The sequence below is a fragment of the Sphingomonas sp. TX0543 genome, from assembly GCF_048565505.1.
Taxonomy (GTDB): Bacteria; Pseudomonadota; Alphaproteobacteria; order Sphingomonadales; family Sphingomonadaceae; genus Sphingomonas.
Genome location: NZ_JBLZUS010000001.1, coordinates 81,231 through 92,050 on the forward strand (window position 1 = coordinate 81,231; position 10,820 = coordinate 92,050).

The window sequence follows — 10,820 nt, forward strand, 5'->3', positions numbered from 1 at the left end:
CGAATTCCCGGCGCTGCCGGGCACCCCTTGTCGCATAGCCTGTGGTGATCACGGGCTCATAACCCCGAGGCGAGAGGGGAGGGGGATGGCCTGATGCGGTTCAGCATCAGGAGCAGACCGTGACCGACCTTATTGAACAATCCAGCCAGAAGCTGGACGCAGGGCTCTGTTGCAAAGATTGGCGGCAGTCAGAGGTAGGCTGTCGCTCTGCGCCGATCAGGCGGCTGCTGCGAAATGGTGGTTGAGCATGCCCATGGCCTCCGTCAGCGCCGAGGGCCCAATGCCAAAAGCTCTCTCCACAAGGCGCACCTCGCCCCTGATGCCGGGCTGCAGGCACCAGGGGCGAGCCTGTCCTTTGCGCAGGGCTCGCATGACTTCGAATCCCTTGATCGTGGCATAGGCCGTGGGGATCGATTTGAAACCGCGCACCGGCTTGATCAGTATCTTGAGCTTTCCGTGATCGGCCTCGATCACGTTATTGAGATACTTCACCTGCCGGTGGGCCGTCTCCCGGTCCAGCTTTCCTTCGCGCTTCAATTCGGTGATCGCTGCACCATAGCTTCGTCGGCAAATATCCCGAGGCAAAGGGCTACGCGCCGCTGCGCGCCTATGCCCAGCCTATCCTCAATGGGCGGCTGTTCGCGCCCGTCGATTCCGATTTCGAGCGCGACGTGTTCCGAACCATCCTGCGCACTCAGCAGGAATTGCACGGCCGGGGCATAGACCTCGCGATCGACAAGCCGGTCTTCGACACCCTTACACCCGATGGACCGTGTCGCCCTGACTTCCTGATCGAGGCACGATCACGCGAGACCGGCGAGATCCGCAATCTTGTCGTCGAGGCCATGGGCTTCAAAACCGAAGAGTACGAGGCGAGCAAGGCCATCACGCATCCGCGCATGGCGCATCTTGGGCAAATCGTGACCATCGACCGGCAGGACGACGATGCGCACACGGGACGGCGCGCCCTGCTTCAGGGGCTCGGCCTTTGAGCCATCAGCGCCAGGAAAGGCTGGCCGCAAAATATCCGATGATGCCGAGCGTGACTGGCGTCGAGAGCAGATAGAGTTTCTGCCAGCGCCACCAGATCCGGGGCAGCAGCAATGCAGCACCTTTCACGCTGCGCACGTCCTGCCAGATCCGATCGTTCCAGATGCCGTGCAGCGCGACCGAGACCGACAGGACCATGGCTATCGCACAGCACAGGCTGGTTGCGAGGTAAATGGCCATCCAGTTGGCGATCTCGAGAGGCGTGAACTGCGACATCTATCCTTCCGCTATACCTGTAATTTTCTAACAGGGCACCCGATTCCATAGCCTACTTTCTTACAGGCAAATCGATAATATCCTTGGACTATCAGGCATTTTCACAGACAAATGCGGCAAGAGTGGAGAGGGAAGAGAGGGAGTGGACCGAGCAGATCGGCCAAACGCCCTTCAACCATAGCAGCTGCCTTGCCACGCATCTGCGTCATGGAGGTAACTCCCCATGGAACGCTTTGTTCTCTTCATCAGCGAGCCGGGATCTGATGACATCGTAGACATTCACCCCAACAAACCGGCGGCCGAAACCGCGCTCGTCGAATATGTGCGTGCCCGCTCCGCCATCATCGGCATGCCTGTCCATCCTGACGACGATTGTGCGGTGGCGTCCTATTTTCAGGATAGCGAAGCCATCTACGCCATCGCGCGCGTCATGCCGCTGGCCAAGCCGGGCAATGACCAATGACCATCGTCGCCCGTCGCCCCTCGCAGCAACTCATCGACATCGTCGGCACCCTGCGCGGCACCTGGCACGGAACCCGGGCCATGTGCCGCTGCCCGGCCCATGATGACCACGAGCCCAGCCTGTCCCTCCGGCAGGGGGATCGCGGCATCCTTGTGACCTGCTTTGCCGGTTGCGATTCCATCGACGTGCTGCGCGAACTCGATCGCATCGCCATCACGCGCCACTATGAGCCGCCACCAGACAATGTGCGCGCCGGCACCGCGAATATCGAACGGCTCTGGTCGCAGGCTCAGTCCGTTCCGGGCACGCTCGGTGAACGCTATCTGGGGTCGCGATTCCTGCTTCCCGTTCCCGGTGACGTCCGCTTTCATCCGCGCTGCCCGCATGGCGCAAAGCCCAACACCGTTTTCAAGCCCGCCCTGCTGGTCGCCGTGCGCGAAGGTCAGCGGCTTGTCGCCCTGCAGCGGATCTTCCTCGATCCTGAAACCGCGCGCTACACCGCCAAGGCGACCATCGGTTCGCTCGGCATGGGCGCATGGCGCGGGGGCGGTATCGGTCCCACCATCGGGCTTGCCGAAGGCTTCGAGACGGCCCGCGCGTGGAGCCGCATCAACAACCTGCCGTGCTGGGCAACGCTCGGCTCGCGCCGGTTCGGCCTGGTGACGATCCCCGACAGCGTGACCGAACTGATCCTCGCGGGCGATTACGACACGGCGGGGCGCCGGGCCGTAAACCGGGCATCGCACCGCTACGCCCATGACAACCGCGTGATCCGTGTCGATTTCCCGAAGGGGTACAAGGATTGGGCCCAGGCGCTCGAAGCCCTCGAGACGCAGAAAAGGGGAGGGGGAGGGGAAGGGTGATCTGCCGTTCGGCAGAGAGCCCAAGGAGACCCCCATGCGCGACCTTCTCGATCTCACGCACGTCAATGATGCGCCGGCGGCACGCACGATCGCCACCCTTCTCGCCGCCGATGCCGCCATCACCCGCCGCCAGCTGAATGACGCCATGGTACAGGCGTTCGGCGGCAGCGATGCCGACGGGCGCTGGACCCAGCGCGACAGCTTCGAGATGCTCGAGCATGCCCTGGCCCTTCATCTCGCAAGCGACGGCCATCGCATCAGCGCCCCTGCAGACATCGCCGTTTCGTCCGCGCTGATGCAGCGCCTGCCGACCCATACCGTGCGCAGCGAGGAACAGATCGAGCTGCAGCAGTTCTCCACCCCTGCCGATATTGCGGCGCTGGCCATGCTGCTCGCGTCGATCGGCGCCGACGACGTCGTGCTGGAGCCGAGCGCCGGCAACGGTCTCCTGATCGCCCAGGCCCCGCGCGGGCGCATGCTGCAGCTCAACGAAATCGACCCGCGTCGCCGTGAACGGCTCGCGCACATCTTCCCCGATGCGACGATCACAGGCCATGATGGCGCGGCGCTGGTCGCCCTTCACGCGGATCTCCCACGGCCGAGCGTCGTGCTTATGAACCCGCCGTTTTCCCGCAGCATCGGCCGCGGCGCCGATGACCTGGCGGCGCTGCGCCATCTGCAGGCGGCGATCAAGCGGGTCAGCCCTGGCGGGCGCGTCGTCGCCATCATGCCCGACTGGTTCACGCCCTGCGCGCGCCTGCGCACTGCCTACGAAGCGATCCTGAGCGGTTGCACGGTGCGCTCCTCTCTCCGCCTCGAGCACTGCTATCGCAAGCACGGCACCAACATTGCGGTTCGCCTCTATGTCATCGACAAGATCGCCGGCGACCTCATGCCTGCCGTCATCGAGCGCGCAGCCGTGCTCGACTTTCTCGACGCAATCGACATCCCCGCCCGCATCAGACTGGAGCCCGCCGCCAATCTTCCGGCTCGCGCGGTGCCTGCAAAGCCGACATCGCTGTTCGGCGCTGCGCGCAGGACCAAGGTGGCAGCACCACGGCCGTATCACGCGCCCAAGGCCAATGCGGTTCTACCCGTCGGCTATCGCAAGCTGGAAGCCCCGGCGCCGCTGGCCGAACAGGTCGGCGTCTACCTGCCGTACCGGCCTAGCCGCATCGTCTTCGACCAAGCCGGCGAGCACCCCACCGCGCTCGTTGAATCGGTCGCCATGGGCTCGATCCCGGCGCCGATCCCCGATCACGTCCCCCATCTGCCCGAGCGCACCGTTAGCGAGCGGCTCCTGTCCTCCTCCCAGCTCGAAACCGTCGTCTATGCAGGCCACGCCTGGAACCAGACGCTGCCGGGCACCTTCAAGCCCGCCAAGGAAGGCGTTGGCCTCGACATCGACCCTGAAGGACGTAAGTACCGCAAGGGCTTCTTCCTCGGTGACGGCACCGGCGCGGGCAAGGGCCGCCAGATCGCCGCCTGCATCCTCGACAACAAGCTGCAGGGCCGTCGCCGCCACATCTTCGTCACCAAGAACGAGCCCCTGCTCGAGGACATTCGCCGCGACGTCACCGCGCTTGGCGGCCTCTCGGCCGACGTGCAGCCACTTTCGAACTGGAAGATCGGCCAGCCCATCACGCTCGAAGAGGGCACCTTGTTCGTCACGTATCCGGGGCTGCGATCGGGCCGCTCGGATGCAACGCGCCTACAGCAGATCCTCGATTGGGCCGGTCCCGACTTCGACGGCGTGATCGCCTTCGACGAGGCCCACGAAATGGGCGGTGTCGCGGGCGGGGAGGGTGCTCTCGGCAAGACCGAAGGCTCCCAGCAGGGCTCTGTTGCAAAAATCGTGAAGCTTGAGCATGCTTGGCGGAGATTGGACGGACGGAACGATGACGGATTTCAAGTGGCGCCATTTCCAGGGTGATGTGATCCTGTGGGCGGTGCGCTGGTATTGTCGCTATCCGATCAGCTATCGCGACCTTGAGGAAATGCTGGCGGAACGCGGCATTTCGGTCGACCATACGACGATCTATCGCTGGGTCCAGTGCTACGCCCCGGAGATGGAGAAGCGGCTGCGCTGGTTCTGGCGGCGTGGCTTTGATCCGAGCTGGCGCCTGGATGAAACCTACGTCAAGGTGCGGGGCAAGTGGACCTACCTGTACCGGGCAGTCGACAAGCGGGGCGACACGATCGATTTCTACCTGTCGCCGACCCGCAGCGCCAAGGCAGCGAAGCGGTTCCTGGGCAAGGCCCTGCGAGGCCTGAAGCACTGGGAAAAGCCTGCCACGCTCAATACCGACAAAGCGCCGAGCTATGGTGCAGCGATCACCGAATTGAAGCGCGAAGGAAAGCTGGACCGGGAGACGGCCCACCGGCAGGTGAAGTATTGACGTGCTCCCCTGAAACTCCGCCAGTTTGAGCTAGAGTCCGCCTTCGTGAGGAGACGGACGTGAAGAAGACCAGGTTCAGCGAGGAGCAGATCATCGCGGTGCTGCGCGAACAGGAGGGCGGGATGAAGACCGCCGACGTGTGCCGCAAACACGGGATCAGCAGCGCCACTCTGTACGCATGGAAGGCCAAGTACGGCGGCATGGACGTGTCGCAGGCGCGCAAGCTGAAGGTGCTGGAGGAGGAGAACGGCCGGCTTAAACGGCTGCTGGCCGACGCCATGCTCGACAATGCGGTTCTGAAGGAAGTCGCGGCAAAAAACTGGTGAGGCCCGCCGCTCAGCGGAAGGCTGTTGAGCATGCTCGGCAGCTGTTCGGCATCAGCGAGCGTCGGGCATGTACCATCTTTGGCGTGGATAGGACGTCGGTGCGCTACGCGCCCCGGCGTAGTGATGATGGCGACCTGCGGTCGCGGTTGCGGGAGATCGCGGCCGAGCGTCGGCGCTTTGGCTACCGTCGGCTTGGGATCATGCTGGCCCGCGAGGGGCTGGTCATGAACCACAAGAAGCTGCTGCGGCTGTACCGCGAGGAGAACCTGCGGGTCAGGCGCCGGCGTGGCCGCAAGCGAGCGATGGGCACCCGAGCGCCTATGACGCTGCCCCAGGGACCGAACCAGCGGTGGAGCCTCGACTTCGTCAGCGACACGCTGATCAGCGGCCGGCGCATCCGCATCCTGGCGGTGGTCGACGACTTCACGCGCGAGTGCCTGGCGCTGGTGGTCGACACCTCGCTGTCAGGTGCGCGGGTCGCCCGCGAGCTCGACGCCGTCATCGCTGTGCGCGGTGTGCCGCCGCTGATGATCGTCAGCGACAACGTCCTATGTCGGGAAGCAGCGGCGGGTTTTGGCCAGCAGATATCCATGCGCCGACAACCGTCGGCGCGGCATGCAATCTGAGCCAGATGGCTCCCACCGTCAACGGGATCGCTCCCTGCCATAGCAAACACAGGATCCAGCAGCGCCGAGGCGGCCGTGGTCCTCACCATCCTTAAAACGAGATACGCACCCAGGTGGAAGGCCCGAACATTATCTACAGGGTCGCTCGACGAGCGCCCTCACGGCACTTGCAGAGAGGGGTCCTTCCACCTGGCATCCGACCGTTCGAGGAACGGCCGGTACTCTGTCCCCGTCTTGATGACGGCGTGAGCCACGCGCGCCATCTTGGCGGTGAGCGCCGTCATCGCCTTGCGGCGACGGTCGGCATCGTCCGCGTGCCCGGCGACATATCGTCCGAGCTTGTCGCGGAAGCTGTTGTCGCGCTGACGCGCGGCGACCTGGGCAGCCATCCAGAAGGTCCGGCGCAGGCGCGCATTGCCGTACTTGGACAGCTTCGTGCGGCCACGGAACGTGCCTGACTGACACGTTGCGAGATCGAGACCGCAGAACTTCAGGAACTGACGATGATGGTTGAAGCGCCGCAGATCACCGGCCTCGGCCAGGATGGTCAGCGCGTTGATCGGACCGATGCCCGGAATGTTGCGCAGCAGCTGGTAGTCGACGTCATCGGCGAGCCGCGCATGGGCCAGCCGCTCGATCTCGTCTCGCTGGTGGATGAGGCTGCGGCCCTGCGCGATGACCATGCGGAACATGGTGATGGCGGCTGAGTTCTCCGGCACCGGCAGTGCCGTCGAGGCGGACGCCGTCTCGTAGATGTCGTTGATGAGGCGTGCCTTGGAGACCTTGCGGCCGATGAGCGGCCATGCCGCGGCCGAGAACGCCTCGCGGTCCAGCGCCGTGATGGTGGCCGGCGTCGGAAACCGCTCGATGAGCGCCAGGAACCAGTCGGACCGGCTGTTGCCTGCGAAGCGGGCGATCTCGGGGAAGTACAGCGGCAGGTAGTGGGTCAGGATCCGATGCCAGGTCTGCGTCTTCATCCTTGAGATCGTCTCGTGAGTCTTCGAGAGCTCCTGCAGGTCGTTGATTCCGGCCACCAGCGGGTCGACGTAGCGCTGCGTCGCACCGATCCGCAGCATGTGCAGGATGACCTGCGCGTCCTTGGAGTCGTTCTTGTCCCAGCCGTTGTGCAGCGCCTCGCGCGTTCTGGCGAGCGCGACCGACGAGATGAGGCGCAGCTCGAACCCTGCCGTCAGCAGCCGGTGCGCCAGCGTACGATGGTAATTACCCGTCGCCTCGAACCCGACGATGATAGGGCGCCCGATAGCAGCGAGTTGCTCGGCAAAGCCGTCATAGTCCTGCCTGGTCGCCATGACGGTCATCCGCCGGCGCCGGCCGCCTTCCGGTCGCTCGATGAGAACCTCCTGTCGGCTCTTGGACATGTCGATGGCTACCAGCACGGCGCCGGCAGGCGTAGAGGTGAGCTTGGTCATGGTCGGTCGGCCTCCAAAGTGTTGTCTCGACAACCTCACTTTAGATACCTGCTGACCGGCCATGGCTTGCCCTGATGAAGTCTGCGGCCGCTACGCGGCCTTGTCTTCATCAGGGCCATAGCGGCTCCCGAACCAGCGCTTCCCAATGTGCTACGGCACCGAGCTGACCAGCCTGGCGATCCTGAGATGGACGCAGGAGCGACCTGTCGAGTGGCACTACATCGCGCCGGGCAAGCCGCAGCAGAACGGCTACGTCGAGAGCTTCAACGGTCGTCTGCGCGACGAATGCCTCAACGAGACGCTGTTCGTGTCGCTCGGCCACGCCCGCTCGGTGCTGCGGCTCTGGCGAGACGACTACAACCATGTGCGCCCGCATAGCGGTGTTGGCGGGCTGACGCCCGCCGATGCTGCCAGGCGGGTTGCGCAACCCCGCCCCGAGGGGCACCATAACAACCCCGGACTCCAGTTATGACTGGTAGAGCTTTGGGGAGCACGTCAGTATCTCAATAACGTGATCGAGGCCGATCACGGAAAGCTCAAGATACTGATCAAGCCGGTGCGCGGTTTCAAATCGATCCCCACGGCCTATGCCACGATCAAGGGATTCGAAGTCATGCGAGCCCTGCGCAAAGGACAGGCTCGCCCCTGGTGCCTGCAGCCCGGCATCAGGGGCGAGGTGCGCCTTGTGGAGAGAGCTTTTGGCATTGGGCCCTCGGCGCTGACGGAGGCCATGGGCATGCTCAACCACCATTTCGCAGCAGCCGCCTGATCGGCGCAGAGCGACAGCCTACCTCTGACTGCCGCCAATCTTTGCAACAGAGCCTCCTCACGGAAGCACCACGGAAGCAGTTTGCTACGCTTCGGATGTCGCAGAGACAAGCCGCCGGAAATGCGGTGAACTGGCATCGGCCCACACTGGTTTGCGTTGACCGGCGACCGTCGATCCATGTAGGGACGGCGGACTGCACCCGTAGCTCAGCTGGATAGAGCGCCACCCTCCGAAGGTGGAGGCCACACGTTCGAATCGTGTCGGGTGCGCCAGCTACCGTTAAATGTCGACGAGGCAGCCCCGGACCTCGACTGTCTAGCGCGTGCCCGACGTGCAGTAGTCGTCCAGCCAGGTTGTTCTTGCGCCGGCGGCGGACCACAGCATCGGGAAGAAGCTCTCGTTGAGGCCGGCGTCGCCGGTGATCTGATAGCGCCGGTAGATGTAACCTCCGCGCCGATCAGAAAATCGAGCTTGGCCGGAAACGAGATGAACCCCGATCGACCGGCGCATTTGGCCGGTGGAGCCGTTAGGTCCGGACCCATGCCAGGTTTCACCGGCGTGGATGACGACGGACCCCGCCGGAACCTCGGCATAGTATATGTCTGGCATCGGTGCGTTCGCGGCGTGGGCGGCAGCGCGAAGTTGGCCGCGATAATCCCCTGCCGCATGGAAGCTGGAAGGCATCGGCGTGCAAGGCCATTTGTGTGACCCGCGAGCGTATTCGAGGGTTCCGGTTTGGCGGGTCACATCGTCGAGGGCGAACCAGAAGGTGATCGTCTCTTGGGGATCAAGGAAGTCCATGAATGACGTGTCTTGGTGATACGCGATCGGCTTCCCACCGGGCGGCTTCCACCAGATCGTGTCCTGTCCGAGCTTTGCGCTTGGCCACCCGGTGAGACGGCAGGCGGCTTTGCCAAGGTCTTGAGACAGGCTGAGCGCGGCGATCGTGAGATCAGCTTTCCAGGCATTCGCCATGTGCCGCGTCACGTCAGGTTTGCTCAGTTCCTCTCGCCAGTACCACTCGTCCGGGTAAACGCCCGTATCAAAGTCTCCGGCGAAGAGCGGTTCAAAGCGGGAGCGGAGTTGTTCGACCGCCGTCATAGGCAAGACGTTCTCAACTGCGAGGAAACCCTCCTCGCGAAACTGCTCCACCTGCACGTCGGAGAGTGTTTCCAACCGGTTCATGGCAAGCGGCGACATGGCGATTTTCCTATGTAGTTTTCCTTCTGTTGACGTATAGAGGCGCTTCATCTGTCGTTCAAACGAACGAATTATGGCATTTGAGGCATATCATCGAACTTGACCGAATAGATTTCGCCATTCTGGGCATTCTGCAGGAAGACGCGCGCACGACGGTCAAAGCGATCGCTGCGGAAGTTGGCCTAGCCCCATCCTCCGCACATCAACGCATTCGCCGGTTGTGGGAGACTGGCGCGCTGAAGGGTCTGCACGCGGAAGCCGATCCAAAGGTTTTTGGCATCGGTCTCGAGGCGTTGCTCATGATCGGGCTGACCAAGCACAAGCGTCAGACGGTCGACGATTTCCTTCGGGATGTCACCGAGATCCCGGAAGTGCGATCGGCTTACCTAGTCACGGGACGCTACGACCTGGTCGTGCATGTCGCCGTCCGCGACACGCTCCATTTGAAAGACGTGGCGCTCGATCAATTTACGAGCCGGCCCGGCGTCACCCGTATCGAAACATCCATCGTCTTCGAGGCCCGTCGGCGCGACAGGTTGCCGAACTATCACAGCCCTCAAGACGCGACCTGACAGAGGGGGCGACCATGCTTTCGCAGGCTCTGTTGCAAAAATCGTGAAGCTTGAGCATGCTTGGCGGAGATTGGACGGACGGAACGATGACGGATTTCAAGTGGCGCCATTTCCAGGGTGATGTGATCCTGTGGGCGGTGCGCTGGTATTGTCGCTATCCGATCAGCTATCGCGACCTTGAGGAAATGCTGGCGGAACGCGGCATTTCGGTCGACCATACGACGATCTATCGCTGGGTCCAGTGCTACGCCCCGGAGATGGAGAAGCGGCTGCGCTGGTTCTGGCGGCGTGGCTTTGATCCGAGCTGGCGCCTGGATGAAACCTACGTCAAGGTGCGGGGCAAGTGGACCTACCTGTACCGGGCAGTCGACAAGCGGGGCGACACGATCGATTTCTACCTGTCGCCGACCCGCAGCGCCAAGGCAGCGAAGCGGTTCCTGGGCAAGGCCCTGCGAGGCCTGAAGCACTGGGAAAAGCCTGCCACGCTCAATACCGACAAAGCGCCGAGCTATGGTGCAGCGATCACCGAATTGAAGCGCGAAGGAAAGCTGGACCGGGAGACGGCCCACCGGCAGGTGAAGTATCTCAATAACGTGATCGAGGCCGATCACGGAAAGCTCAAGATACTGATCAAGCCGGTGCGCGGTTTCAAATCGATCCCCACGGCCTATGCCACGATCAAGGGATTCGAAGTCATGCGAGCCCTGCGCAAAGGACAGGCTCGCCCCTGGTGCCTGCAGCCCGGCATCAGGGGCGAGGTGCGCCTTGTGGAGAGAGCTTTTGGCATTGGGCCCTCGGCGCTGACGGAGGCCATGGGCATGCTCAACCACCATTTCGCAGCAGCCGCCTGATCGGCGCAGAGCGACAGCCTACCTCTGACTGCCGCCAATCTTTGCAACAGAGCCC

The 10,820-nt window shown here is 63.3% G+C and carries 7 protein-coding genes, 1 tRNA gene and 7 pseudogenes; 11 read left to right on the forward strand and 4 right to left on the reverse strand.

Features of this window, described 5'->3' with window-relative positions:
* Positions 1 to 216: 216 nt before the first annotated feature.
* Positions 217 to 561, reverse strand: a pseudogene (locus tag ACM61V_RS00400) (IS6-like element IS6100 family transposase); the annotation flags it as partial.
* Between the two features lie 2 nt (positions 562 to 563).
* Between ACM61V_RS00400 and ACM61V_RS00405 the strand changes: the two are divergent.
* Positions 564 to 992, forward strand: a pseudogene (locus tag ACM61V_RS00405) (hypothetical protein); the annotation flags it as partial.
* Between the two features lie 4 nt (positions 993 to 996).
* Here ACM61V_RS00405 and ACM61V_RS00410 read toward each other — a convergent pair.
* Positions 997 to 1,266 (reverse strand): hypothetical protein, encoded by a 270-nt coding sequence (locus tag ACM61V_RS00410; RefSeq protein ID WP_419713728.1) that lies wholly within the window; start codon positions 1,264 to 1,266, stop codon positions 997 to 999.
* Positions 1,267 to 1,489: 223 nt separating this feature from the next.
* Here ACM61V_RS00410 and ACM61V_RS00415 point away from each other — a divergent pair, with 223 nt between their 5' ends.
* The 5 genes and pseudogenes from ACM61V_RS00415 to ACM61V_RS00435 all read left to right on the forward strand — a co-directional run.
* Positions 1,490 to 1,729 carry a hypothetical protein gene (locus ACM61V_RS00415; protein ID WP_419713729.1) on the forward strand — a complete coding sequence of 80 codons (240 nt, stop codon included), beginning with the start codon at positions 1,490 to 1,492 and terminating at the stop codon, positions 1,727 to 1,729.
* Entirely contained in the window at positions 1,726 to 2,592 is an 867-nt protein-coding gene (locus tag ACM61V_RS00420; protein WP_419713730.1) for a DUF7146 domain-containing protein, read from the forward strand. Before ACM61V_RS00415 ends, ACM61V_RS00420 begins: the two co-directional genes overlap by 4 nt.
* Before the next feature lie 34 nt (positions 2,593 to 2,626).
* Positions 2,627 to 4,525, forward strand: a complete 1,899-nt coding sequence (locus ACM61V_RS00425; protein WP_419713731.1) for a strawberry notch-like NTP hydrolase domain-containing protein — start codon at positions 2,627 to 2,629, stop codon at positions 4,523 to 4,525.
* A pseudogene (locus ACM61V_RS00430) lies at positions 4,491 to 4,988 on the forward strand (IS6-like element IS6100 family transposase); the annotation flags it as partial. The gene ACM61V_RS00425 and the pseudogene ACM61V_RS00430, both read left to right, overlap by 35 nt.
* Positions 4,989 to 5,050: 62 nt before the next feature.
* A pseudogene (locus ACM61V_RS00435) lies at positions 5,051 to 5,862 on the forward strand (IS3 family transposase); the annotation flags it as partial.
* A 214-nt stretch (positions 5,863 to 6,076) separates the two neighbouring features.
* Here the strand turns inward: ACM61V_RS00435 and ACM61V_RS00440 are convergent.
* Positions 6,077 to 7,373 (reverse strand): annotated as a pseudogene (locus tag ACM61V_RS00440) (IS110 family transposase).
* Positions 7,374 to 7,527: 154 nt separating this feature from the next.
* Here ACM61V_RS00440 and ACM61V_RS00445 point away from each other — a divergent pair.
* The 3 genes and pseudogenes from ACM61V_RS00445 to ACM61V_RS00455 form a co-directional block, all read left to right on the forward strand.
* Positions 7,528 to 7,845 (forward strand): annotated as a pseudogene (locus ACM61V_RS00445) (integrase core domain-containing protein); the annotation flags it as partial.
* 24 nt (positions 7,846 to 7,869) lie between these two features.
* Positions 7,870 to 8,142, forward strand: a pseudogene (locus tag ACM61V_RS00450) (DDE-type integrase/transposase/recombinase); the annotation flags it as partial.
* A gap of 195 nt (positions 8,143 to 8,337) precedes the next feature.
* Positions 8,338 to 8,414: transfer RNA gene (locus tag ACM61V_RS00455), tRNA-Arg, on the forward strand.
* Positions 8,415 to 8,457: 43 nt separating this feature from the next.
* Here the strand turns inward: ACM61V_RS00455 and ACM61V_RS00460 are convergent.
* Positions 8,458 to 9,393, reverse strand: coding sequence for a phytanoyl-CoA dioxygenase family protein (locus ACM61V_RS00460; RefSeq protein WP_226019448.1), 936 nt, complete (start codon positions 9,391 to 9,393; stop codon positions 8,458 to 8,460).
* A gap of 29 nt (positions 9,394 to 9,422) precedes the next feature.
* Between ACM61V_RS00460 and ACM61V_RS00465 the strand changes: the two genes are divergently transcribed.
* Both ACM61V_RS00465 and ACM61V_RS00470 read left to right on the forward strand, forming a co-directional pair.
* Positions 9,423 to 9,914, forward strand: a complete 492-nt coding sequence (locus ACM61V_RS00465) for an Lrp/AsnC family transcriptional regulator (protein ID WP_221885205.1) — start codon at positions 9,423 to 9,425, stop codon at positions 9,912 to 9,914.
* An 86-nt stretch (positions 9,915 to 10,000) separates the two neighbouring features.
* Complete coding sequence (locus ACM61V_RS00470) at positions 10,001 to 10,765, forward strand: IS6-like element IS6100 family transposase (RefSeq protein ID WP_001389365.1); 765 nt, start codon at positions 10,001 to 10,003, stop codon at positions 10,763 to 10,765.
* The last annotated feature ends 55 nt before the right edge of the window (positions 10,766 to 10,820 follow it).